Source organism: Methylocystis sp. S23 (assembly GCF_054106005.1).
The window spans coordinates 2525374-2550368 of the sequence record NZ_CM134185.1; the positions used below are offsets into that span (position 1 = coordinate 2525374).

22 protein-coding genes are annotated in these 24995 nt (G+C 65.2%); 17 read left to right on the forward strand and 5 right to left on the reverse strand.

The window, feature by feature from the left end:
• Positions 1 to 191 precede the first annotated feature (191 nt).
• The 4 genes from chpT (at position 192) to ACV7JP_RS12425 (ending at position 2585) form a co-directional block, all read left to right on the forward strand.
• A complete protein-coding gene (chpT, locus tag ACV7JP_RS12410; protein ID WP_457795988.1) occupies positions 192 to 881 on the forward strand; it encodes a histidine phosphotransferase ChpT in 690 nt (229 codons plus the stop codon).
• 110 nt (positions 882 to 991) lie between these two features.
• Positions 992 to 1429 (forward strand): Hpt domain-containing protein, encoded by a 438-nt coding sequence (locus ACV7JP_RS12415; RefSeq protein ID WP_457795989.1) that lies wholly within the window; start codon positions 992 to 994, stop codon positions 1427 to 1429.
• Entirely contained in the window at positions 1426 to 1791 is a 366-nt protein-coding gene (locus ACV7JP_RS12420) for a response regulator (protein WP_424361577.1), read from the forward strand. The genes ACV7JP_RS12415 and ACV7JP_RS12420 overlap by 4 nt, the downstream gene beginning before the upstream one ends.
• A 140-nt stretch (positions 1792 to 1931) precedes the next feature.
• Positions 1932 to 2585, forward strand: coding sequence for a CheR family methyltransferase (locus tag ACV7JP_RS12425; RefSeq protein ID WP_457795990.1), 654 nt, complete (start codon positions 1932 to 1934; stop codon positions 2583 to 2585).
• A gap of 461 nt (positions 2586 to 3046) precedes the next feature.
• Here the strand turns inward: ACV7JP_RS12425 and ctrA are convergent, their stop codons facing one another.
• From ctrA to ACV7JP_RS12440, 3 genes are all read right to left on the reverse strand, one after another.
• Entirely contained in the window at positions 3047 to 3748 is a 702-nt protein-coding gene (ctrA, locus tag ACV7JP_RS12430; RefSeq protein ID WP_016920268.1) for a response regulator transcription factor CtrA, read from the reverse strand.
• A gap of 372 nt (positions 3749 to 4120) precedes the next feature.
• Entirely contained in the window at positions 4121 to 5290 is a 1170-nt protein-coding gene (locus ACV7JP_RS12435) for a YncE family protein (RefSeq protein ID WP_457795991.1), read from the reverse strand.
• A 121-nt stretch (positions 5291 to 5411) separates the two neighbouring features.
• Positions 5412 to 6008, reverse strand: a complete 597-nt coding sequence (locus ACV7JP_RS12440; protein WP_457795992.1) for a TetR family transcriptional regulator C-terminal domain-containing protein — start codon at positions 6006 to 6008, stop codon at positions 5412 to 5414.
• 465 nt (positions 6009 to 6473) lie between these two features.
• On the opposite strand from ACV7JP_RS12440, the gene ACV7JP_RS12445 reads away from it, so the two are divergent.
• From ACV7JP_RS12445 to dapE, 13 genes are all read left to right on the forward strand, one after another.
• Positions 6474 to 7325 (forward strand): L,D-transpeptidase, encoded by an 852-nt coding sequence (locus ACV7JP_RS12445; RefSeq protein WP_457795993.1) that lies wholly within the window; start codon positions 6474 to 6476, stop codon positions 7323 to 7325.
• Between the two features lie 82 nt (positions 7326 to 7407).
• Positions 7408 to 7983 (forward strand): hypothetical protein, encoded by a 576-nt coding sequence (locus ACV7JP_RS12450; protein WP_457795994.1) that lies wholly within the window; start codon positions 7408 to 7410, stop codon positions 7981 to 7983.
• Positions 7984 to 8388: 405 nt separating this feature from the next.
• A complete protein-coding gene (rpmH, locus tag ACV7JP_RS12455) occupies positions 8389 to 8523 on the forward strand; it encodes a 50S ribosomal protein L34 (RefSeq protein WP_116638084.1) in 135 nt (44 codons plus the stop codon).
• A 42-nt stretch (positions 8524 to 8565) separates the two neighbouring features.
• Positions 8566 to 9003, forward strand: a complete 438-nt coding sequence (gene rnpA, locus ACV7JP_RS12460) for a ribonuclease P protein component (RefSeq protein WP_457795995.1) — start codon at positions 8566 to 8568, stop codon at positions 9001 to 9003.
• Positions 9000 to 10778, forward strand: coding sequence for a membrane protein insertase YidC (yidC, locus tag ACV7JP_RS12465; RefSeq protein WP_457795996.1), 1779 nt, complete (start codon positions 9000 to 9002; stop codon positions 10776 to 10778). Before rnpA ends, yidC begins: the two co-directional genes overlap by 4 nt.
• 145 nt (positions 10779 to 10923) lie before the next feature.
• Positions 10924 to 11577 (forward strand): ribosome biogenesis GTP-binding protein YihA/YsxC, encoded by a 654-nt coding sequence (yihA, locus tag ACV7JP_RS12470; protein WP_457795997.1) that lies wholly within the window; start codon positions 10924 to 10926, stop codon positions 11575 to 11577.
• A gap of 179 nt (positions 11578 to 11756) precedes the next feature.
• Positions 11757 to 12623, forward strand: a complete 867-nt coding sequence (gene argB / locus ACV7JP_RS12475; protein ID WP_457795998.1) for an acetylglutamate kinase — start codon at positions 11757 to 11759, stop codon at positions 12621 to 12623.
• A gap of 192 nt (positions 12624 to 12815) precedes the next feature.
• Entirely contained in the window at positions 12816 to 13493 is a 678-nt protein-coding gene (locus ACV7JP_RS12480; protein ID WP_457799079.1) for a pyrimidine 5'-nucleotidase, read from the forward strand.
• A 285-nt stretch (positions 13494 to 13778) separates the two neighbouring features.
• Positions 13779 to 14636 (forward strand): 2,3,4,5-tetrahydropyridine-2,6-dicarboxylate N-succinyltransferase, encoded by an 858-nt coding sequence (dapD, locus tag ACV7JP_RS12485; RefSeq protein ID WP_457795999.1) that lies wholly within the window; start codon positions 13779 to 13781, stop codon positions 14634 to 14636.
• Positions 14636 to 15115: a DUF805 domain-containing protein gene (locus ACV7JP_RS12490; RefSeq protein ID WP_457796000.1), complete on the forward strand. Its 480-nt coding sequence runs from the start codon at positions 14636 to 14638 to the stop codon at positions 15113 to 15115. The genes dapD and ACV7JP_RS12490 overlap by 1 nt, the downstream gene beginning before the upstream one ends.
• Before the next feature lie 40 nt (positions 15116 to 15155).
• Complete coding sequence (locus tag ACV7JP_RS12495; RefSeq protein ID WP_457796001.1) at positions 15156 to 15383, forward strand: DUF1902 domain-containing protein; 228 nt, start codon at positions 15156 to 15158, stop codon at positions 15381 to 15383.
• On the forward strand, positions 15383 to 15577 hold the full coding sequence (locus tag ACV7JP_RS12500; protein ID WP_457796002.1) for a type II toxin-antitoxin system HicA family toxin: 195 nt from the start codon (positions 15383 to 15385) through the stop codon (positions 15575 to 15577). The genes ACV7JP_RS12495 and ACV7JP_RS12500 overlap by 1 nt, the downstream gene beginning before the upstream one ends.
• A gap of 2 nt (positions 15578 to 15579) precedes the next feature.
• The gene (gene dapE / locus ACV7JP_RS12505; protein WP_457796003.1) at positions 15580 to 16737 is read left to right on the forward strand and encodes a succinyl-diaminopimelate desuccinylase; all 1158 of its coding nucleotides are present in this window, start codon (positions 15580 to 15582) and stop codon (positions 16735 to 16737) included.
• 220 nt (positions 16738 to 16957) lie between these two features.
• Here the strand turns inward: dapE and ACV7JP_RS12510 are convergent, their stop codons facing one another.
• The gene (locus ACV7JP_RS12510) at positions 16958 to 19174 is read right to left on the reverse strand and encodes a transglycosylase domain-containing protein (RefSeq protein WP_457796004.1); all 2217 of its coding nucleotides are present in this window, start codon (positions 19172 to 19174) and stop codon (positions 16958 to 16960) included.
• Positions 19171 to 24990, reverse strand: a complete 5820-nt coding sequence (locus ACV7JP_RS12515; protein WP_457796005.1) for an alpha-2-macroglobulin — start codon at positions 24988 to 24990, stop codon at positions 19171 to 19173. Before ACV7JP_RS12515 ends, ACV7JP_RS12510 begins: the two co-directional genes overlap by 4 nt.
• Positions 24991 to 24995 lie beyond the last annotated feature (5 nt).

The following is a 24995-nucleotide window of genomic DNA, read 5'->3' on the forward strand; positions in this document are numbered from 1 at the left end:
CGATCCGTCCTTTAGGCTTTGTTTACGACCAGCGGCCGCACAATTTGCAATCCGCGCGGCCGCGGTTACTTTTCGCGGAGACGGAATGCAGTGATTCGCATGACGCGTCCGCGGGCTCGCGTTGAATAGCGAAAAACTCCGACGCGCCTTCTAACCAGATCGCGCCCCTCGCGCGCCACCGGGATTGTCTCATGACCCAGTTCTCGCTCGACGCTCTCGATCTCGCGGCCCTGCTGTCGTCGCGGGTCTGCCATGACGTCATCTCTCCCGTCGGCGCGATCGTCAACGGCCTGGAGGTGCTGGAGGAGGAGAAGGACGCGGAAATGCGCGGCCATGCGCTGGCGCTCATCAAGTCCAGCGCCAACGAGGCCTCGGCCCGTCTGCAATTTTGCCGCCTCGCCTTCGGCGCCGCCGGCAGCAAAGGCGCCTCCATCGACACGGGCGACGCGGAGCTCGTCACCCGCCAGCTTCTCGCCGACGAGCGCACGCAGCTCAATTGGAGCGTGCCGCGCGTGCTGATGTCGAAGAACAAGGTGAAGCTGCTGCTCAATCTCTGCCTGCTTGCGGACGCCACGATTCCGCGCGGCGGCGCGATCTCCGTCTCCTCGACGGGCGAGGACGACAAGGTCGCCTTCAAGATCGAGGCGAAGGGAATCAACGCCCGCATCGCCGCGAATATTCCGGCGCTGCTCGCCGGCGAGGCCGAGGACGCCTCGATGGACGCCCGCGCGATCCAGCCTTATTACGCCGGCCTCGTCGCCAAGGCCTGCGATCTCGACGTCACCGTGACGGCCGAGCCGGAGCTGGTGACGATCGAGGCGAGGCCCGCCGAAGCGGCCGCCGGCGCCGTGGCGGACGAGCCGCAAAGCGCGGTCGCCTGAGCCGCGCCAAGCGCCATCAAGCTTAAAGCCTGTAAGATGGGATTTCGCTTCTTTTAACCCATCTTGCTCATAATTCGCGCGGTCGCCGCTTTTGTGGCGAGGGACGCGGCATGGACGATCTGCTTAAAGAATTCTTGCGAGAGGCGTCGGAGCCTATCGACGCGACCTCGGCGGCGCTTTTGCGCTTCGAGAAGGATCAAGCCGATCCCGCCCTTATTGCGCGCCTTTTCCGGCATATCCATACGATCAAGGGCTCGAGCGGCTTTCTGGGCCTGCCGCGCGTCGCGCGCCTCACGCATGCGATCGAGACGCTGATCGGCAGGCTGCGCGACGGCGCCACGGCGACGCCGGCGCAGGCGTCGCTGATTCTCGCCGCGGTCGACCGACTCGATCGGCGATTCTCCAAGCTCTTAAGCCGCTATCGCCGCGACGACGGATTTTTGTCCATTCTCGACGTCGGCGCCATGCCGCGCCGCGTCGCGAAACTGAGCGAAGCCGCGCTTCGAGATGGAAGACCCATCATTGCAAGAAGAGGAGTAAATCCATGAAACAGGTTCTTGTCGTCGACGACTCGGCCGTGATCCGCAAGGTGGCGCGCCGCATTCTCGAAGGCCTGCATTTCCGCACGAGCGAAGCGCCGGATGGCAAGGCCGCGCTCGCCGAATGCGAGAAGGGCATGCCCGACGCCATTCTGCTCGACTGGAACATGCCGGAGATGGACGGCTTCGAATTCCTGTGCGCGCTGCGCAGAATGCCGGGCGGCGCGGCGCCGAAGGTCGTCTTCTGCACGACCGAGAACGAGGTCGGCCATATTGCCCGCGCCATGCACGCCGGCGCGGACGAATATATCATGAAGCCGTTCGATCAGAACATCGTGCGCTCGAAATTCGAGGAAATCGGCCTCGTCTGAGGCCAATCGCCGAGGGAAGGCGCGTTTCGAGTTGCGTCCCTGTTGTTGAGAAGGCGTTTGTGCATGCGTCAGTCGTTCGTCTCGCGGCGGTCCCGTTTCTCCGCCAATGCGTTGCGTTCTTCGTCGAGGAGAGCGGGCGCATGAATTTCATCTTTGCCCGTTTTCGCCGTCAGCTCGCCGCCTTGACCGGAATTGCGCTCGACGCCGACAAGCAATATCTCGCGGAAAGCCGTCTCTCGCCCGTCATGCGTGCGCATGGCCTCGCCGATTTCGCCTCGCTCGCGGACGCTTTCGAGCGTCAGGAGAACCCGGCGTTGACGCGGGACGTGATCGACTCGATGACGACGAACGAAACCCAGTTCTTCCGGGACTGGCCACCGATCTGTCGGCGACGGCGATCGACGCGGCGCGCAAGGGCGGCTACAGCCAGTTCGAGGTTCAGCGCGGCCTCTCGACGAGCCGGCTTCTGCGCTATTTCCACCGCGAGGAGGAAGGTTGGCGCGTCAACGAGCATCTGCGCGCGCGTCGAATTCCGCGACTTCAACCTGCTGTCGGATTATGCCGAGCTCGGCGACTTCGACGTCATCTTCTGCCGCAATGCGCTGATGTATTTCGAGCCCGAGACGAAGCGCGCAGTGCTGGCGCGGTTGAGCCGGGCGCTGAAGGAGGGCGGCTATCTCTTCCTCGGCGCGACGGAGCCGATGAGCGAGCGCAACGCCTTCTTCACGCCGGTCGCGCCCAACGGCGCCTGGCGCCTGCGCCGCCACGCCGCGCCGCAATTGCGGCTCGCCTGAACGCCGGTCCGTCATTGCGAGGAGCGAAGCGACGAAGCAATCCAGGGGCGGGGATGAGGCTCTGGATTGCTTCGCTTCGCTCGCAATGACGGGGGAGGGTTATGATGTGTTGGCCCATGTCGGGCGCCCGCTGCAATTGTCGTTGCCTGAACGCTTGGCCGTCATTGCGAGGAGCGAAGCGACGAAGCAATCCAGGGGCGGGATGAGGCTCTGGATTGCTTCGCTTCGCTCGCAATGACGGGGGAGGGGCTGCGATGTGTTGGCCCATGTCGAGCGCCCGCCGCAATTGTCGTTTGCCTGAACGCCTGGCCGTCATTGCGAGGAGCGAAGCGACGAAGCAATCCAGGGGCGGGGATGAGGCTTTGAATTGTTTCGCCGCGCTCGCACTGACGAGGGGGCGGCGAAAGGAAAAGGCCGCGTCGTGGACGCGGCCTTTTTCGCGGCGAGGGATTTGAGAGTCTTTACGCCGTGATGCGCTCGTCGGCTTCGTTGGGCTCGCGCAGCACATAGCCGCGGCCCCAGACCGTCTCGATATAATTGCGGCCGTCGCTGGCGTTGGCGAGCTTCTTGCGCAGCTTGCAGATGAAGACGTCGATGATCTTGAGCTCCGGCTCGTCCATGCCGCCATAGAGATGATTGAGGAACATCTCCTTGGTGAGCGTCGTGCCCTTGCGCAGCGAAAGCAGCTCGAGCATCTGATATTCCTTGCCGGTCAGATGCACGCGGACGCCGCCCACCTCGACGGTCTTCTGATCGAGATTGACGACGAGATCGCCCGTGGTGATGACCGACTGCGCATGGCCCTTGGAGCGGCGGACGATGGCGTGGATGCGGGCGACGAGCTCGTCCTTGTGGAAAGGCTTGGTGAGATAGTCGTCGGCGCCGAAGCCGAGACCCTTCACCTTGTCCTCGATGCCGGCGAGCCCGGAGAGGATCAGAATCGGCGTCTTCACCTTCGCGACGCGCAGGGTGCGAAGAACTTCATAGCCGGACATGTCGGGGAGGTTCAGATCGAGAAGGATGATGTCGTAGTCATAAAGCTTGCCGAGGTCGATGCCTTCCTCGCCGAGATCCGTCGTGTAGACGTTGAAATTCTCGGATTTAAGCATGAGCTCGATGCTCTGAGCCGTCGCGCTGTCGTCTTCGATCAATAAAACGCGCATGTTGGTTCCCCACCGAGCTCCATCGAATCATCCTAGGACGACGCGCGCCGCATCGGCTCGCATCCTGCGCCGACCATTGCTGGTCCCGCGACTCTTCCCGTCTAGTTTCGACGGTAAGCGGAATTGGTTAATAAACTTTCACTTGCGCCCGCAATGCAGCCCAAAGTCTTAATTCGGGACCGAGCGGGAACGCGGGACGCAACCGAGCGCGCAGGCGGAGAGTCTGCAAAGCGAATCAATCGCCTTTCCTAATCTATACGCTCTTGCGACTCCGGGGCGCAAAGGCAAAAATTTGCAATTCGGGCAAATATCGAACGCGCTCCGGCGCGGCGTCGAAACGCCGGGCCGGAGCGCAGGACCCGCGTCCGGAGCTCAATTCTCGTCCGCCCGCCATTTGGGCAGAAGGATAATGCAATTGGGGTTGAAGCCGGCCTTTTGCAGCACGTCGATCTTGCCGGCGGGCTTGTTCGATTCCAGATCGACGACCGTCACGGAGCCGTCGCTCATGCCCGGGAGATTCAGCAGGCTGTTCTGCACGAAGGCGTAGCGGCGGTCGGGCGAGAAGACGAAGTGATGGGCGCCCTCGGCCGTCGGAATGCTGGCGACGAGTTTCGGCGCGGAGAGGTCGGCAATGTCGAAAATGTTGAGCGCGCCGGGTTTCGCCGTCGTGACATAGAGCCGATCTCCCGCCGCGTCGAACTCCATTTCGAGCGGCACGCTTTGGCCGATGGCGGCGAAATCATAGGCGCGCCTGAAGTCGAAAGTCTTTTCCGAGTCCCGCCACGCGCCGGCCCAGAGCGTCCCGCCATGCATATTGGTGACGAAGACGGTCTGCGGCGCGCGCTTGGGGACGAACGCCGTCTCCACCGGCGCCTCGGCGGCGGGGGCGGGCTTTTCGGAGAGGCGGTGGGTCGCGAGAAGCTTGCCGGTCGAGGCCTCGATAAGGGTGATGGTGTCGCCCGCCTTCGAGAAGTCGGCCGGGTCCACCGTGCTGGTCGCGATCAGAAGATCGAGGCTCTCATTGAGCGTCAGCCCATGCGGGTTCTTGATGAAAGGCCGCGCCGGCTCGCCGGGCTTCGGCTCGGGCGCGGCGATGACGCCGATCGTCCGGTTGGTTTCGGCGTCGCCGATAATGACGTTGCTCGATCCCATGCAGCTCAGGAACCAGCGCTTGCGGTCGCCGGTAAAGACCATGTCCTCGCCGACCTTGCAGTCGGGGACGGGGACGATCTCGGCGTTCTCCGGCAGGCGCGCCATGTCGAAGACCGCGATGGCGCCGCGGCCGAGCGAGGTGACATAGGCTTTTGTCTGGTCGCGGTTGAAATAGATGTGATGCGCCACGAAATCGGCGGGCAGCGGCGCGTCCTTGACGATCTTGTTGAAGTTCGGCGAGGCGGGGTCGATGTCGATGATGGCGATCCCCTCGCGGCGCGGCGACACGCCCGCTTTCGTCTCGTAATTCAGCGCGGCGAGAATCTCGGCCCTGGCGGGGGACCCGGCGAGCGCGGCGACGGCGCAGATCAATGCGGCTGTTTTTCTCATGGCGTTTCCCTCAAGCTTATGAATTAGACCGGTCGTCTAGTTTCTGGTCGTGCGAAAGCGGGTCGGATCACCTCATCTGCTTCTCCTCTCAGGGGAACTAGCGCGCGCCGGGCTGGGAGGCTCACGCGCGGCAATAGAAGAGCAGCGTCTCCTCGATGAAGGCGTGCAGGGGCGCGGCCGAGCGCTCGATCTTCATGCGCAGCATGGCGCCCTGCCAGCCGTCGACGAGGAGGTCCGCCATGGCTCGGGCCTCGCGGTCCTTGCGGACGGCGCCTTCCGACTGGCCGCGGGCCAGTCCCCTGGCGAGAAGGTCGCGGTAGCGGTCGACGGCCTTTTTGAGGGCCTCCCGGGCGGCTGGGCTCGTATCGCCGATCTCGCCCATGAGATTGCCGAGGAGGCACCCGCCCTTGAAGTCGTTGGCCTCGAGCTCCCGCGCGAGATCGCGAAAATAGGCGGCGATGGCCTCCATCCCGTTCTTGCCGGGCTCGGCGAGCCTGTCGCCGAGGCGGCGGAGGAAAGGGGCGAGGTAATGCGCGACGGCCTCGGCCCCGAAGGCCTCCTTGTTCTCGAAATAATAGTAGAAGGACCCCTTCGGCACATTCGCCGCCTTCAGCACGTCGGCGAGGCCGGTGCCATGATATCCCCCCTGCAGCATGAGGGCGACGCCGTGATCGAGCAGGCGCTTTCTGGTTTCGTCGGTCGGGCTGCGATTGGACATGAGGTAATTATTAGACCGGTCGTCTAGTTAGTCAAGTTCGCGATGATTGTCCCGCGCCCCCGGCATGGCCGTCGAAAGGCTGGGCGTGGCGACCCTCAGGGCGATCGGGTGAACGCTGGTGTGAGCGAATCCCTCCCCTTTACGGCTACCGCATGCACACATCTCGAAAGTCGCCGACGCCGTCATGGCCGGGCTTGTCCCGGCCATGACGGCCTCCTGGAGAGGTGTGACTCCCTTGCCCTTTGGCGGGGTCGGGCGGGGTAAAGCCCCACCAACGTCCTGGCGGCGCGAACCCCACCCGTCGGCTTGCAGCCGCCGACCTCCTCGTAAAAGGGAGGTATGGGGCGCCAGTCGTCCGACCCTGTCTTTCACCCGATCGCTCCTTGGCGCCCCCCTAGCCTGTATCCGAGCGCCCGGTTTTCCCGTAAAAAGGAAAGCGGCTCCTTTCGCGAAGACGGGTTGAACATGGATTTTCGCACTCGCCGCGAGCTGCTGGCTCTGGCCTTCGTCGCCGCCGGCCTCGCCGGATGCAACACGACTCAGAGCGCCGTCCAGAATGTCGTGGCCTTCGCCGCGCCGCCGGAGCGGGAGGCCATCGCGCCGCCGCCGCTCGTCGAGCCCGCGCCGGATTCGGTCATCGAGCGCGCGCCGGTCGAGACGCTGCCGCTCGAGCCCCCGTCCAGAAGAAGCGCGTCGCTCGGCCCGGACGCGGTGGAGCCCAGACATAGCGCGATCTACGGGGAGATGCGGGACGGCGAGCATATCGTTCCGGCGGTGAAGCTCAGCCAGATCAGCCCGCAATTTCTGCGCAAGAACGTGGCCTACGCGACCAATGAGCCGCCGGGGACGGTCGTCGTCGATCCGGCGAACCACTTCCTTTATTTCGTCGAGGGCGGCGGCCGGGCGACGCGCTACGGCGTCGGCGTCGGCCGCGAGGGCTTCGTCTGGACGGGCGCCGCCACGATCAAGACCAAGCAGGAATGGCCCGATTGGTATCCGCCGAAAGAGATGATCGAGCGCCGGCCCGATTTGAAGGCCAGGATGGTGAAGCTGCAAAGCGGCGAGGGCATGCATGGCGGGCCGAGCAACCCGCTCGGCGCACGCGCCATGTATCTCTGGCAGGGCGACAAGGACACGCTGTTCCGCATCCACGGCACCAATGAGCCCTGGACCATCGGCCATAGCGAATCCTCAGGCTGCATCCGCATGATCAATCAGGACGCAATCGACCTCTACGACAAGGCCCAGCCCGGCGCGCGGGTCGTGGTGCTTGGCTCGCGGGGCGCGCAGCCGGTGGAGAAGCTGTCGCAGCGGTGAGGGGAACGGCGACCGCCCTAGCCGCCGCCGCGATTTCGCTTTACGCCGCAGGCGGTTGAGGCCCTGCTTTCAGAAGGTTCGGATGGGCGATTTCAAATCAATCGGCAAACGCCCCTCTTTTGCTGACGTCGCGATTACGCAAGCCATCGCCATTGTCGTCTTCGTGATCGTTCCCATCGTGATTACGCTGATGGCTCCGCTATCGACCATCGAGTTCGAAAAATCCGGCGCCGCCATCGACGTTGTGGTGGACAGATATGTCCTGACGTTTGTTCCGTGGCGGACGGCGCGCATTCATGACGTGAAGCGGCTGCGCGTCGATATCACGGACGAAGTTCATTACGCCGACACCGTCGAAAATCGGCGAAGGGGGCGCAAGGGCGTGAGCTATGCGACCGGACAGCTGGCGATCATCGGCGATGGCCCCGAAATTATCGTGCAGGCGGCGCCGGAGTTGGCGAAGGAAGTCTCCGCCAGATTCGACCAGTTCGTGAAAAGCGCGGCGCCCGCGCCGGAGAAGATTTCGGTCTACGCCTCCTGGGGGCTGTCCTATGTCCTCGGCGGCGTGGCGACGTTTCTCTGCGGGTTCTACGTGTTCGGCGCGACGGTCGCTGTGTTCCAGTTTTTATGGAAGTCGGCGCAGCGGTCGCGGCGATGACGCCATGGTCGGAATATTACATAAAGCGACTCAACTACAGATCGGGCTCTTTGATTGGCCGGATGCGGAGCGACCAATCGCCGGAATGGGCTCGCGGCGCTTAAGGATGGACCGCTCGCCAGAGCTTTGCGCCGAGGCGATGGCGGATAAAGGGATGCGAGAGGCGTTTTTCATCCGCCCTATGGCCGAAAACCGCCGTCCCATAACATTGACTTGAGCCGCGGCTTTCTCCTATATGCCTGCCATCGGCGCCGCTCCAAAAGGGGCGGCGAATGCTTTGTGGCGGCCCGTTTGCCGGACGCCGGAGGCGCCGTCCCCTTTCCGGCCCCGGCGCGAGCCGCGGCCAATAATTGAAAAGAGAAGCGATAGCGGCGTTCGCGTCCGCTTCGCGCGCGGAGAAGAACGGTGAAAAGAACTTATCAGCCCTCGAAAATCGTGCGCAAGCGCCGTCACGGCTTCCGCGCCCGCATGGCCACGGTCGGCGGCCGCAACGTGATCGCGGCGCGCCGCGCCCGCGGCCGCAAGCGCCTTTCGGCCTGAGGCGGTCTCCCCGGCGAATCGACGGAAAAGGCGGACGCCCCCATGACGATGGACGCCCCCGCCGAACAGCCGAAGGCCAATAAGAAGCTGGCGCGCCTGCGCCGGCGTCAGGACTTCATGCGCGCGTCGAAGGCCGGCGCGCGATTTTCGGCGCGCCTGTTCACCCTCCAAATGGCGGCGCGCGCGCCCGGGGACGCGGCCGAGACGGCCGACGCCCGTTTCGGCTTCACCGTCACCAAGAAGGTCGCGGGGGCCGTCGGGCGGAACCGCATCCGGCGGCGCTTGAAAGAGGCGCTCCGGCTCAGCGGAGGCCTTGGCGCGCGGCCCGGCCGCGACTACGTGTTTGTCGCCCGGCGGGGGGCGCTCAACGCGCCTTTCGCCGACATCGTCACTCAAATGGCCGAAGGCTTCGCGCGGCTCGACGAGCGCCACGCCGCGAATTCCCGGCGCAAACAACAAGACAGGCCTGCTGCGTCATGAATGAAAATACAAAAAACATGCTCATGGCCGCGGCGCTGTCGCTGATCTTCATCGGGCTGTGGGACTATTTTTACGCTTTTCCAGAGATGGAGCGGCAGAGACAGGCGCAGGTCGAGCAGCAGCGCATGGCGAAGATTCCGAAGCTTGGCGCGCCCGATCAGGCGGGGGCGCCGGCGGCGGCGAAGCCGGTCGCGCTCACCCGCGCCGAGGCGCTGGCGCAGAGCCCGCGCGTCACGATCGACACGCGCTCCCTCGCCGGCTCGATCGCGCTCAAGGGCGGCCGCATCGACGATGTCTCGCTCAAGAATTATCGCCAGACGGTCGATCCGACGAGCCCGATCATCACGCTCCTTTCGCCGGAGAATGCGCCGGACGCCTATTACGCCGAGCTCGGCTATCTGACCGGCGAGACCGAGAACGCCCCCGCGCTGCCGACGACCGAGACGCTCTGGACGGCGGATTCCGACAAGCTCACGCCCGGCAAGCCGGTGACGCTGAGCTGGGACAACGGCCAGGGCCTCGTCTTCAAGCGGGCAATCTCGGTCGACGACGAATATCTCTTCACGATCAAGGAGAGCGTCGAGAACAAGTCCGGCAGGCCGGCGGCGCTCTACACCTTCTCGCGCGTGACGCGCGTCGGCCATCCGCCGTCGGCGGGCTACGCCGCCCTGCATGAAGGCTTTGTCGGCACGATCGGCGACGTCAGCCAGGAAGTGACCTACGACAAGATCGAGAAGGAGCCGAACTTCACCAAGACCTTCAAGGGGGTCGGCGGCTGGGTCGGCTTCACCGACAAATATTGGGGCGCCGTCGTCGCGCCGGAGCAGAACGCGGCTTTCGAGGCGCGCTACATCGCCATGGGCGGCGCGACCAAGACCTATCAGGCCGACACGGTCAGCGAGCCCAGGACCGTCGAGCCCGGCGCGACGGCCGAGACGACAACCTATGTCTTCGCCGGCGCCAAGGAAGTCGATCTGCTCAACGCCTATGCCGCCAATCCGGGCCTGAAGCGCTTCGGCTATCTCATCGACTGGGGCTGGTTCTATTTCATCACCCAGCCGATGTTCAAGCTGATCGACTTTCTCTACAAGCTCTTCGGCAATTTCGGCGTCGCCATTCTGGCGGTCACGGTCATCGTGAAGCTCGCCTTCCTGCCGCTCGCCAACAAGAGCTATCAGTCGATCGCCAAGATGAAGGAGATTCAGCCCAAAATCAAAGAGCTGAAGGAAAAATACGGCGACGACAAGCACGCCTTCAACATGGCGCAGATGGAGCTCTACAAGCGCGAGAAGGTCAATCCCGCGAGCGGATGCCTGCCGGTGCTGCTGCAGATTCCGGTCTTCTTCTCGCTCTACAAGGTGCTCGTGGTCACGATCGAAATGCGCCACGCGCCCTTCTTCGGCTGGATCAAGGACCTTTCGGCTCCGGACCCGACCAACGTCTTCAATCTTTTCGGCCTTCTGCCTTTCGATCCGACCCATGTCGCCTTTTTCGGCCCCTATCTGGCGCTCGGCGTCTGGCCGCTCATCATGGGCGTGACCATGTGGCTGCAGATGAAGATGAATCCGGAGCCGACGGACGAGATCCAGAAGACCATGTTCGCCTGGATGCCGGTGATGTTCACCTTCACCATGGGCAGCTTCGCCTCGGGCCTCATCATCTACTGGTCATGGAACAATCTGCTCTCCATCATCCAGCAGGGCGTCATCATGAAGCGCGCGGGCGTGAAGTTCGAGCTTTGGGACAATCTCCGCAAGTCCTTCGGGCTGGCGTGACGGTCGATAATCGCCGCGGGCGTGATCGTCATTGCGAGGAGCGTAGCGACGAAGCAATTCAGAGCCATGTTGGCGCTCTGGATTGCTTCGCTGCGCTCGCAATGACGGGCGCGACCGAGAGTGCGTTCGAGGCGATCGCATCGCCATGACCGAGCCAGACTTCCTCGAAGACGGCCGGCGCCTTTTCGCCGGCCCCTGCGAATTCATCTTCGCGAGCGCCAAGGCCGGCGACCTGCCGCCGCTCGGGCCGCCGGAAATCGCCTTCGCCGGCCGCTCCAATGTCGGCAAATCCTCGCTCCTCAACGCGCTGACCAACCGCAAGACGCTCGCCCGCGTCTCGCACACGCCCGGCCGCACCCAGCAGCTCAACTTTTTCGCTCTCGGCGGTCAGCCGGGCCCCGAAAGGCTGCGTCTCGTCGACATGCCCGGCTACGGCTATGCGGCCGTGGGCAAGGAGAAGGTCGCGAACTGGGGCGCGCTGATGCGCGATTATCTCAGGGGCCGCGCCTCGCTCGCCCGCGTTTTCGTGCTGATCGACGGTCGGCGCGGCGTGAAGCCCGTCGACGAGGAGATGTTCGATCTGCTCGACCAGTCGGCGGTGTCCTACCAAGTCGTGCTGACCAAGCATGACGAGCTGAAGGCCGCCGAGCGCGCTTCCGTCGCCGCGGCGACGATGGAGGCTCTGGCGAAGCGCCCGGCGGCCTATCCCGAGATCATCTTCACCTCCTCCCATAAGGGAGAGGGGATTCCGGCGCTGCGCGCGGCGGTGGCGCGGCTGCTCGCCGAACGAAACGCTTGAAAGCGACAGAAACTCCGGTCTAGGTGAGGCGACCCTCAAAGCCTGCTTCATCTCGAGGAGCCGCCATAAGCGGCGCCTCACGGACGAGGCAGGCGCCGGCGCCGCCCTCGCGCTTCGAGACGGCGGCTGCCGCCTCGCCATGGGGGCGTGGAAAGAGCCTCTCGCCGCAAGGATTTCCCATGACCGACACCGCCGAAAGCGCGCTCGCCCAAGCCCGCATCCTCATGCAGGCGCTGCCGCATATGCTGCGCTACGACGACGCCATCGTCGTGGTGAAATATGGCGGCCACGCCATGGGCGACGACGAGGTGGCGCGCAATTTCTCGCGCGACATGGTGCTGCTCGAACAGTCCGGCGTGAACCCGGTCGTGGTGCATGGCGGCGGGCCGCAGATCGGCTCCATGCTCAAGCGCCTCGGCGTCGAATCGAGATTCGCCGACGGGCTGCGCGTCACCGACGGCGAGACCATGGGCATCGTCGAGATGGTGCTCGCCGGCTCCATCAACAAGCAGATCGTCGGCTACATAAATTCCGAGGGCGGCCGCGCCATCGGCCTCACCGGCAAGGACGGCCGCATGCTGACCGCCAAGAAGCTCGAGCGCCCCGATGGCGTCGATCTCGGCTATGTGGGCGAGCCCGACAAGGTCGACACCACCGTGCTCGATCAGGTGCTCGGCCGCGAGCTGATCCCGGTGCTGGCGCCGGTGGCGCAGGGTCCCGGCGGCGCGAGCTTCAACGTCAACGCCGATACGTTCGCGGGCGCCATCGCCGGCGCGCTCGGCGCCAAGCGCCTCTTGTTCCTGACCGACGTGCCGGGCGTTCTGGACAAGAACAAGGAGCTGATCCGCGAGCTGAAGGTCGCGGAGATCCCCGGCCTCATCGCCGACGGGACGATCACCGGCGGCATGATCCCCAAGGTCGAGACCTGCATGTACGCCATTGAGCGCGGCGTCGAGGGCGTCGTCATCCTCGACGGACAGTTGCCGCACGCCGTGCTGATCGAGCTGCTGACCGACCACGGCGCCGGCACGCTGATCACGCGGTGAGGCGGAGGCGCGCGCGCCTTATTCCCTCTCCCCGTAAAACGGGGAGAGGGCTAGGGAGGGCGAGGCGACGATGACAGATGCTGGTTGCAGCATAAGAGGGATTGAGCGGCGTTCGTGACCAAAGGCCTTTCCCCTCACCCCAACCCTCTCCCCGCAAGCGGGGAGAGGGGGCTAAGCGCGCGCTTCCGCCAGATCGACACATGGGTGTTCGATCTCGACAACACGCTCTATCCGCAGACCGCCGACCTCTGGCCCAAGATCGACGCGCGCATAACGCTGTTCATGATGCGCCTCTTCGGCCTCGACGCCATTTCGCTTCGCGCGCTGCAAAAGCATTATTATCTGCGCTACGGCACCACGCTGCGCGGGCTGATGATCGAGCATGAGATCGACGCGCATGCCTATCTTGAATATGTGCACGACATCGACCGCTCCTCGCTGGAACATAATCACTCGCTGGCCGAAGCGATCGCCGCGCTGCCCGGCCGCAAGCTGATCCTGACCAATGGCTCGCGCCATCATGCGATCAAGACGGCGAAGCAGCTCGGGATCGATCATCTCTTCGAGGACGTCTTCGACATCATCGCCGCCGATTTCATCGCCAAGCCCGAGGCGGCGGCCTATGAGCGCTTCTTCGAGCGGCTGAAGGTCGAGCCCGCACGCGCGGCGCTCTTCGAGGATATTCCGCGCAATCTCGTCGTGCCGCATCGTCACGGCATGACGACCGTGCTCGTGCTGCCGGGCGCGGGGGAGAATGTCGAGCGCGAGGCCTGGGAGATCGCGCAGGGCAATGAGCCGCATATCGATTTTGTGACGGATGATCTGGTGGGTTTCCTGGAAAAGGTGAGCGATGTCTGTGATCGTTTTTGACGAAGCCAAGCAAAGCGTCGCCCTCCATCCGCCTTACTCGTCATTGCGAGGAGCGTAAGCTCCCAAGCAATCCAGGGGCGCCATCGCGGCTCTGGATTGCTTCGCTCCGCTCGCAATGACGGCGTAGATTTGGAGCTTGACCCCCACTCGCCTCCGCCTCTCGAGGCCGCCCTCCCGGTAAAGCAGAGGAATTTCCTCATTCATTGCGTAGGAGGATGCGCCCGGTTGACTCCCCCCGCCAGACCCCTACAACCCGGCGCAGCCTTCACATTCCACGGGACGTTCATGCCGCACACGGGACTCGAGACCCTCATCGCCGCCGCCTTCGAGGATCGCGCCAATATCAACGCCGAGACGCAGGGCGACATTCGCCGCGCCGTCGACGGCGCGCTGCGTTTGCTGGATTCCGGCAAGCTGCGCGTCGCGGAGAAGATCGAGGGCGAGGAAGGCCCGGATTCCTGGAAGGTGAATCAGTGGCTCAAAAAGGCCGTGCTGCTCTCCTTCCGCCTGAACGACATGTCGGTGATCCCGGGCGGCCCCGGTGGCGCGACGTGGTGGGACAAGGTCCCGTCCAAATTCGTCGGCTGGGGCGCGTCGGAGCACAGCGCCGCCGGCTTCCGCTCCGTGCCCGGCGCCATTGTGCGTCATTCGGCCTATATCGCGCCGGGCGCGATCCTCATGCCGTCCTTCGTCAATCTCGGCGCCTATGTCGATACGGGGACGATGGTCGACACTTGGGTGACGGTCGGCTCCTGCGCGCAGATCGGCAAGAATGTTCATCTCTCCGGCGGCGTCGGCATTGGCGGCGTGCTGGAGCCGCTGCAGGCGAACCCGACCATCATCGAGGATGACTGCTTCATCGGCGCCCGCTCGGAGGTCGTGGAGGGCGTCGTGATCGGCAAGGGCTCGGTGCTCTCCATGGGCGTCTTCATCGGCGCCTCGACCAAGGTCGTCGACCGCGCCACGGGCAAGGTCCATACGGGCTATGTGCCGCCTTATTCTGTCGTCGTCTCGGGGAGCCTGCCCGGCAAGCCGCTGCCGGACGGAACGCCCGGCCCGTCGCTCTATTGCGCGGTGATCGTGAAAACGGTCGACGCGCAGACGCGCTCCAAGACCGGCATTAACGAGCTTTTGAGGGATTGATGGCCGTCGACGCCGAGCGCATCCGCTTCCTTTACCGCACCGAGCAGGGGCGCATCGACCGCGCCACCTGGGCGAAGGGCGCGGGCGCGCTCGCGGCGGCGATCGCGCCTTTCATGCTGGTCTGGATTTTCCTCTCGCCCTATACGGCGCATGATCTCGCCACGGACCCGTTTTTCGCGCCGATGACGGCGGTCGCCTACGCCTTCGTCCTCCTCTACGCCTTCGCGATTCTGCTCGCGGCGGTGAGCTATGTGAACCTCTCCGCCAAACGCTTCCGCGATCTCGGCCGCGAATGGCCGGTGGCCCTCGCGGGCCTCGCGCCGCTCTTCGCGCTGGTTGCGGGCGCGACGCATTGGCTTCAGCCGCGCGTGGCCGAGGTCATGCCGGTCTATTGGGTGTGGGGCGTGGACGCGGCGTTGGCCGGCGTGATCGGCTGGACTGTCTTCGAGCTTGGGTTCCGGGAAAGCCGCGACGTTTGAGCTTGCTTGACAAAGGCCGTCGATGGGCCAATTTTCTTCCATGGCCAGACTCATCCAAATTGACGCGCAGTGGGACGACAATGCCCATGTCTGGATCGCCACCAGCCGAGATGCGCCGGGCTTGGTGGTTGAGGCCGAATCCTGGCAAGCCATGATCGACGAAGCGCGCGCCGTTCTGCCCGAACTATTGGACCTGAATGAAGGGTTCGTTGGCGACGTCTCCTTGACCTTCAAGGCGGAGACGCATCTGGCTCTTGCCGCCGGATAATGGCGGACTTTTATTCGCAGCTTGTGGCGCTGCTGCTCGCGGCGGGTTGCCGGCGGATCAGGCCCGGCAAGGGAAGCCATGAAATCTGGCATAGTCCCGTCGCGGGCCGAAACTTCTCATTGCCGCGCACGACCAAGTCGCGCCATACCGCGAATGAGGTTCTGAAACAGGCCGGTCTGCCGAAGGCTTTCTAACCATGTCGCTCTCTCCCGCCGTCTCCCTCACGCGCGACCTCATCCGCTGCCCTTCCGTCACGCCTGCCGACGCCGGCGCGCTCGATGTCGTCGAACGGACGCTGAAGGCCGTCGGCTTTGAGACTTATCGGCTGCTTTTCACTGAGCTCGGGACGCCGGACGTCGACAATCTCTTCGCCAAGATCGGTTCCGGCGCGCCGCATCTCGTCTTCGCCGGCCATACCGACGTCGTGCCGGCGGGCGACGTCGCGCGATGGCGCTGCGATCCTTTCGAGCCGGAGATTGCACACGGCGTCATCTACGGTCGCGGCGCGAGCGACATGAAGGGCGCCATCGCCGCCTTCATGGCGGCGACGCTCAGCTATATCGAGCGCCACGGCGCGCCGAAAGGATCGCTCTCTTTCCTCATCACCGGCGACGAGGAAGGCCCCTCGATCAACGGCACGGTGAAGATGCTCGACTGGGCGCGCGCGCGGGGCGAGAAATTCAATCACGCCATCGTCGGCGAGCCGACCAACGTCTCGGCGCTCGGCGATACGATCAAGATCGGCCGGCGCGGCTCGCTCAACGGCCGGATCCGCGTCATCGGCAAGCAAGGTCATGTCGCCTATCCGCATCGCGCGGAAAATCCCGTGCCGATCATCGCGCGCGTCGTCGCGGCGCTGTCCGCTTACGAATTCGATCGCGGCACGGCGCATTTTGATCCGACGAATCTCGAAGTCTCCTCGATCGATGTCGGCAATCCGGCGGTGAACGTCATTCCCGCCGAGGCGCGGGCGCAATTCAATGTGCGCTTCAACGACGCCTGGACGCTGGAGACGCTGCGCGCGCGCATCGCGGCGGTCGTGAAGGAAGCGGCGGGCGACGCGAAAGTCGAGCTCGAATTTCTGCCGAGCAACGCCGTGTCGTTCCTCACCCAGCCCGGCGAATTCACCTCGCTCGTGTCGAACGCGGTGAAGGACGTCACCCGCCTGACGCCGGAGCTGTCGACGAGCGGCGGCACATCGGACGCGCGCTTCATCACACGCGACTGCCCCGTGGTGGAGTTCGGCCTGACCAACGAGACAATTCACGCCGTCGACGAGAATGCGCGCGTCGCCGACATCGACGCGTTGGCGGCGGTATATCTGAAGATCCTCGAATCTTATTTCACGCGTTGACTCCCACCGTCATTGCGAGCCGAAGTCGAAGCAATCCAGAGTCTCATCACGGCTCTGGATTGCTTCGCTGCGCTCGCAATGACGGCCGGATAGGGTCGACAATGCTTGCCGCGTCATTGCGAGCCGAAGTCGAAGCAATCCAGCGGCCGCCACGAGCGCTCTGGATTGTTTCGTCGCATTTTTGAAGTCGGGGTCGCGAATGGACCAAACGGCACTGGCGTTACTCCACAGTGACTCGCACTGGCTTCGACATAACCGGCGCCAGCGCCAGTCTGGCTTGTATGCGATGCGCGCCGGGAGTCATGGGCCAGAAAATCGTCTCGTCGGCTTGCGCGACAGCGAAAGGCGCGCCATCCACGACCCAGACGATCTGCGCATCCTTCCCGCCATTGGCGAGCTTCAAGGCCAGCTTGTTGAGATGCGCCGGCTGCTCGGGATTCCGCCACACATGCATATTGTGCTCGGGCGTGGCGATGACGAGCGGACCGTCCGTCACGGCGACCTCGACATGCGCGGGCGATGACGCGACGGCGGGCGCCCCGATCTCTTCCGGCCTCACCCATTCGCGCAATGTCTGCGCGCAGGAAGGTCCCGCATCCGCGCGGCAGAGATCGATCGCGACGCGCTCCGGCGGCGGCGCGAAGGTCTCGGGCGCGATCTCGCCGGGCTTCGCGCCATGCAGCTTCACCATCATCGCATGCGCGAGACGCGCGGCGGAATTGGCGCCGGCGAGGCCGCGCATGCCATTGGCGTCGCCGCGCCCGAGCCAGACGCCGACAATATATTTGTGCGAAAAAGCGAGCGTCCAGGCGTCACGGTAGTTCTGCGACGTGCCGGTCTTCACGGCGACGGCGAAGGGATATTCGAGCGGCCCGTAGCGCGGGAAGGAGGGCAGGCGCGCCTGTGGATCGGCGAGAAAGGACGTGACGAGCCGCGCCGTGTCGAGCGACATGACGCGGCGCGGCGGCGGTCGTTCCTCCTCGCGCGCGAAAGAGAGGCCACGCATCACGCCATCATCGGCGATCGCCGCATAAGCGCGCATCAAATCTTCGAGCCGCGTCGGCAGCGCGCCGATCGCCATGGAAATGCCGAAGCTCTCCGGAGTCGCCTTGAGATCGTGCAGGCCAAGCTCGTGCAGGAAGTTGAAATTGGCGTCGAGCCCCACGCGGCGCAGCAGATTGGTCGCCGGCACATTGCGCGAATTGGCGAGCGCCTGACGCGGCGTCATCGGTCCGAGATAAAGCCCGTCGGCATTGGCGACGCCCGAGGCGCCTTCGGGAACATCGTCGAGAAGATCGGTCGGCTTCAACGCGCCGCGCTCCAATGCGAGCGCATAGACGAAAGGCTTGAGCGTCGAGCCGGGCGAGCGCAGCACGCGCGTGAAATCGAAGGCGCCGGCGCGCGGATCATTGTAATTTGCCGAGCCGACATCCGCGATGACGGCGTTCGTTCCGCGCTCCGCGACCATGATCGCGACCTGTCGCGCGCCGGCGTTGCGGAAGATGGAAAGATAGCGCCGCGCGAGCTGCGCCGCCTCGCGCTCGATCGAAAGATCAATGGTCGCGTGAATGCGTTGATCGTCGGGAGACGCCGAATGCACGCGACCCTCGCGCGCAAGCCGTTCATAGCGCAGCGCGAGATGCAGCGCCTCGGGCCGGCGTTTCCCTTCGAAAGGCTTCATGGCCGCAAGCTCGCGCCGCGCGAATTCCGCCTGGGTCGCGTCGAGCGCTCCTTCTTTCTCGAGCTGTGCAATGGCGTAGCGCGCGCGCGCTTTCGCCAGCCGCAAGCCGCTTTCGCGCGTGACGTTCATGCGCCCCGGCGATTGCGGTATGGCGGCGAGCAAGGCGACCTGCGCCCATGAAAGATCGTCGACCGGCTTGTCGAAATAGAAGCGCGCCGCATGGGCGATTCCGTGACTGCCGAGCCCGTAGGGCGCGAGGCGCAGATAATGCGCGAGCGTCGCCTCGCGGTCGTTGCGCGCGACGATCGCGAGCGCCGTCGCCGCCTCCCAGAATTTATTCGCGTAGCTGCGCGGCCCCGGCGCCTGCATACGCGCGACCTGCATGGCGATGGTGGAGGCGCCTTCCATGCGGCGCCGATGCGCGAGATTGTCCCACAGCGCGCGCAAGACCGCGCGCGCGTCGACGCCGTGATGCGAATGGAAGCGCCTGTCCTCCAGGATCAAGGTCGCGCGCGCGACGCGCTCGGGGATATGCGCCAGCGGCCAATATCCGTAATCGACGCGCCGCTCGCCTTTCGCGTCGCGCGTGGCGTGGCCGATCTGGGTGAGGAAGGCGCCGTTGCGGTCATAGACGATCTGGCTCGCAGGCGGCGCGACGAGATCGGCGCCGCTCGCGGCCTCCTTCATGATGATGGCCCCGCCGCGCAGCGCCGTCGCGAGGACGGCGAGCGCGGCGAGAAGCGTGAACCGGCTCATGGCTGCTTTGCGATCTCGACGCGCGCGCCGGCGCTCTGCCCCCGCACGCCCTTCTTGTACATCGTCTCGACAAGCGCGGGCGGCTGCGTGTAGAAGCCGTCGGTTTGCGCCTTCAGGCGGAAGGCGAAGCGGTAATTGCCTTTCGGCAGCGAGTCGTAGGCGTAGAGCACACGGTCGTCGCCATAAGAGACCCATGTCGGCGCGAGCGTCGGCGCGCTGGAGGGCTGCGCTTCGGCGGGCGCCGTCGCGATATTTGGGTTCAGCGGTTCGTAGCCCGCCGCGAGCGGCAGGGAGATCGCGACATAGGTGCGATCCTCCGGATTGACGACCTCGGCCGTCTCCTCGATCACATCGCCTTGCGTCACACGCAGCACGCCGTCCGCCGTGTCGATCTTCTCCGGCGCCTGTCCGTTCTTCACGCGCCAGCTCTGCCGCGTGATGACGAATCCTTCGCTCTCGGGCTTGGCCTTGGCGCCGGTCTCGACGGGCATGTAGCTCGTTTCGACAAGCGCGACGAGCGGCGCGTTGGAGGCGTTCGTGATTGTCAGCGGCGCGTCCTTGTCGGTCACGTGACGCGCGACGGGATTGTTCGCGTCGATCGTCGTGTTTGAAGGCGCGCCGCCTTGTGCGAAGGCTACGTTGATCGGCGTCACGGGACGGCGCCAGCCTTCCGCCAGCGCTTCGATCGCGCTGGCGTTGGCGTTGGTCGTGCCCCAGCCGTCGCCTTCGCCAAGCCGAAGCAGCGCGTCGCGAAGGACGGGCGCGCGGGGATCGGCAGGCGCCGCAAGCGCGGCCGCGCGCAGCATCTCCGCAAGGCTGCGCGTCTCGGAGGGCAGAATGAGATCGGAGGCGCTTTCGCCTACCTGACCCGCATAGACTTGCGCGCCGCCCCGGCTCGCGAATTTCACGCGGCCCCACATGGTTTCCATCAGCGAGGCGAGAATGCGCTGATCGACATTGGACATTCGGGAAGCGGCGGCGGCCATCTCCGCGACGCTCTCATTGGGCAGGAAATCCGCGCGGCGCGCGAGCTCCGCGACATAGGACTCGTCGAGCCTGCCGCCTTCCGCGAGCGCGGCGAGCGCCGCCGCGCGCTCGCGCATCTCCTCGCCGTTGAGCAGGCGCGAATAGTCGGAGCGCAGCGACAGCTTCAGGATGTTTGCGAGACGCTCCATCAGCGTCTTGTCCACCGCCTCGCCCGCGCGATCGGCTCGCGCCAGGAAGGCGTAGGCCCAGGCGGTGAGCGAGACATTGCCGCGCGCGCGCGGCCAGAAGGCCACGAGCCCGTCGCTATCGACCGATTGCTCGATCTGCGTCGCGGCGTTCTTTACGCTCGACGAGACGCGATCCTGCAAGCCTGCCGCCGAAAGAATGGGCGCGAAACCTTTCAGCGACAGGCTCGCGCGGGCGAGGGCCAATCGCTGCTCGGTGCAGCCGTAAGGGTAATCGACCAGCATATTGAGGCCCGCGACGAGCTTCACGAGCGAGGGATCGGCCGCGACGACGATGTCGCGCGAGAAGGTTTTGGCGCGCGCCGCCTCGCCCGTAGCTGCAAGAGTCTTCGTCTCGCCGGGGGCGATCTCGACGACTTCGTATTTTTTCGTCGGCTCGCGATCGGGCTTCACCGGCAAATCAATCTCCACGGCGTCCTTGGCGCGATCGGCGTCGCGGTCGATGCGGAAATTGAGCTTCACGCTCTCTTCCAGCGACGCCGGCGCCTCGGCGCGCAGATCGACGCGCACGGGCTTGTTTTGCGCCCATTCGATCTTGCGGCTCGCTTCCCCCGCGAGTTTCAGCGCAGGCGCGGCGATCGCGGCCTTGCCGGCGCCGCCGGGGCCTTCCACGACGCGCGCGACGAGGCCGATGTCGAATGCGTCGCCGGGGCGGATGAAGCGCGGCAAAGCGGGCTGCGCCACGAGCTCCTGGCGGATGAGCATTTCGCTCCCCGTCGCGCCGAAGCGATCCGGCCCGCTCACGGCTTTTGCGCGCAGCTTGAAGACGGTGAGCGTATCAGGGAGCGCGACCTTGATCTTCGCGACGCCGTCGTCGCCGACTTTCACGCTCGGCAGATAGATCGGCACGGGCGTGAAATTCTTGCGCACGGAAATATTGTTCTCGGCGCCCCATTCCTGCAGATCGCCGTCGCCGCCCGCGATCTCCTCGAGCGGGATGACGCCGAAAGCCATGTTGCGCGTGTCGCGCGCCGCCATCTTCGTCTCGCGCGCCACGATGAAATCGGGCAGCGGATCGAGCGGGCGCTCCTTGGCGAGCGAAAGCACGGCCTGATCGACCATCCAGAAGGTCGCTTCGCCGGAGACCGGCTTGCCCGCATCGTCGGCGAGCCTCAAGGTCACCTCGACTTCCTGGCCAGGCCGCGCCTTGCCGGGCGCGTCGAGCTTCACATTCACGATGTTCTTGACCGGCGTCACCTCGATCCATTTTGTGGCGGCGATGGTGACGGGCTTGCCCTGGTCGAAATTGGCGGAAGGCTGCGGCGCGCTGTCCTTCAGCCGTCCGCGCATCACGAGGAAGTGAACGGCGAGCTTCGGCGTTTGCTCCTTCTTCACGGGCAGCGCGAAGCGGCCGAAGCCATTGGCGATGTCGATAAAGCTGTAATCATAGACGCCGTTCGGCTGCTCGACGATGGCGAGCGCGCGGGCGTTTTGGAACGGCGATTGGATGACGAGCGTCGCGGTTTCGCCCGGCGCATATTTTTCCTTGTCGGCGGTCACCGTGGCGGAGGAAGCCGGCGGGCGCGCGAAGGTGACGGGCGTGTCGCCGCCGACGAAGAAATCGACGCTCACCTGCTGGCGGCGCTTCAATTTGTCATAGGCTTCGAGCTGCACGACATAGACGCCCGCATCCTTCGTCGCGAGCTCGATCTTCTGCGCCTCCTTCGCGCTCGTCACCTGGCGCTCGACGATCGTCTCGTCCTGCACCTGCGTGACATATTTCGCCGCCCCTTGCGCGAAATCGCTCGCCTGCAGCGTCGAAATCCAGTTACGCTTGATGAGCCGCAGCGTCATCTCGACGCCGGCGATCGTCTCTCCCTTGCCGTCGACGGCGATCAGCTCCGGCGTCACGGCGCCGGGCCTTTCGACGTAACGCGGGGTCTTCACGCCGAGCACGAAGGGCGGCAGCGCGATGACGTTCTGCACATTGCGCACCTCGATCCCGTCATCGCCCGTCACCGTCGCCTCGATGGAGTAGCGGCGCGGCTGCGCGGTCGGCTCGATCGTCGTGTCAAAGGTCATGCGCGCGGCGCCGCCCGCGTCAGTGCGCGCGTCACGCTCCAGAATGGCGGTCGATTTGAACTTGCCGTCGCCGGAGAAGCGCGCGTCGGTCGAGAAGAGGAAGCCTTCGCGGTTCGGCGGCGCGAAGACGTGCGGGAATTGCGCGGCGCGCCATTTGAGCGGCCGATCCGCGGCGAGGCCGCCCGCGAAATAGCGCGCGAGCAGATCGACGTCGAAGGTTCCGTCGAGCGCGACCGTCTGCGGCGCGTTGAGCACGACTTCGAAGGTCGGCAGGCGATAGGCTTCTTTCTTGAAAGAGAACTGGCCGCAGGATGTATCCTGCGCGGCTTCGGCCGCTTCGCCTTCCGAGTCTTCCTCTGCGTTCTGCTCCGGCTTCTTCGCCTTCGGCGCATCGGGCTCGAACTTCACGGAGTAGTCGCCCGTCGCCGGCGTCTGCGCGTCGAATTTGTGATAGAAGCTCCCGCTGGCGTCGAGCTTCACCGGAATGCGCCATTCCTGATTGTTCGGGCCCGTGACGACGAGCGCGCCGCCGGTCTTCGTCAGCTTCAGCGCGCCGCCGCTATAGCTGCGCACATAGCCCTTGATATGCGCCGGCTCCTCCGGCCGATAGATCGGCCGCTCGGAGAAGACGTGGCACAGCGTGCGCGGCTTTTCCGCGCGGGGCGTATCCGCCTCGCTGACCCAGGAGAGCCATTGCGCCTCTGGCTTCGACCACAGCTCTTTCGAATATTCCGACGGCGCGCTGTCGGGATCGATGACGAGCGTGTCGAGGCCCTTGCTCACCACGACGCGGCGCAATTCGCCGTCGCCGCGCTTGCTGGGCGTCCAGGAGAAGAAGCCGTTCGCGTCCGTCGTTCCGGTCCCGAGCGCGACGAATTTGTCGTCCTTCACGCCTTCAACACGGATCTGCGCGCCGCTCACGGGTTGCGCCGTCGCGAGCGAGGTGACGGCGAAGCGCAGGCGCGTCGGCTCCTCGATGGCGGAGAGCGAGAGGTCCGTCACCTGCACGCGCAGCCATTTGCGCTTGTCTTCATCGACGGCGCGCAGACCGACGAGATAGGTTCCCGGCTGCTCGCGGCCGGAGATGCGGGCGAAATCGTCCTTCAGATCGACGCCGAATTTCGCGTCGGAGCCGTTGCGCCTGATCGGGAGATCGACGAGGCGCGAGATGGCGGGCGAGCCGAGAGTCTTTATGCGCTCCTTGATCGCATCGGCTTCGATATTGCCGCTCTCGCTCCAGCGCTTGGGTTCGTTGCCCGGCAAAGGCGGCGCGTCGTCGTCGCTCGTTTCGACGCCTTTTTCCGGGAACGGCCAGAAGTCGCGCGCGAGCGGGTCGATGGCGTGGATGCGGATGTCGGCGCGATCATAGCCGCGCCCGCGCAGCGGCAGAAGCTGCGCGCCGAAGCGCTCGACGACGCCATAGCCCGCGTCCCATTGCAAGGCGGGATTGTCGCGCGTGAAGGCGAAGCGCTGCGTGAAGGCGGAAGCGAGCGGACGCCCGCGCTTGTCCTTCATCGCGCCGGGCGCGATGGAGAGCTCATAGACCGTGTCGGAAAGAAATTTGCCGCTGATCTTGAGATGGCTCGAATCCGTCTCCGCCGTGAGATCGTCGACGGGCGGCGTGACGCGCAGCGCTTCGCGCGCACGTAAAATGTCGAGAGACTCGGGTTCGGCGTTGAGGGTGAGCGTGAGCCGGCGCTTTGCGGTCGGAACATAGCTCGACGCCGCGTCGCCGCCTTCCTCGTCGTCGCTCTCCGGCGCCGGGGCGTCGCCATTCGCCGCGCAGCGCAGCACGCCGCCGAGAGTGTCGTCGCTCCAGCCGCGCCCGCAGGTCGTTTCCGTCACGGCGAAGGGAAGGGCGGTCCGCACGCGCAATTCGTAAGTTTCGTCGTCGAGGCCGGGCTCGTCCGAAAGCTTCAGGCGCAGAACGGCGACGCGGCCGTCGGCGACGCTGTCGCGCAGGCGCAGCACATAGGTCTGCTCGCCGCCGGCGTCCGCGCGTTCGAGCGCGCGAATGTCGTAGGCGGAGGGGCTGAGGATCTGGCCGCCCTGCGGCGATACGCCGGGCGCGGGACGCAGCTCCATTGTGACCAGCCGCGACAGCGCCGCGACGTCGACAGGCTGCGCGAAGGTGAGCGCGATCTGCGTGAGCTCGGGCGTGGGATCGGCGCCCTCGGCGGGATTTGTGGAGGTCGGCGTCGGCAGAAGCGCGACGAGCTTCTGTTCCGCGCTGCCGCTTTTCACCGTAACGCGCGACAGGGGCTTCCAGGGCTCGGCGGGACGGAACTGCAAGGCGCGCGCGCCGATCCATCGCCATTCGCCCGCGGGCTGCGGCGTGATGGCGGCGTATTTCGAGGCCATGTCCTCCGGCCCGCCGGCCTTCGGCCCCGTATCGCCGGGGAAGAAGATGGTGAGCGGATCATAGGCGCGGAGAAAACGATCCGGCGCGATGCGCGCGCCGTCTGCGCGTTGCGCGCGGTCGAAGATGGGCGGCGCTTCGGCGCGCGCGGGCTCGACAAAAGAGAGCGCGGCGCAAAGGCAGAGGAAAAGAGTCTTTTTCATCGCAG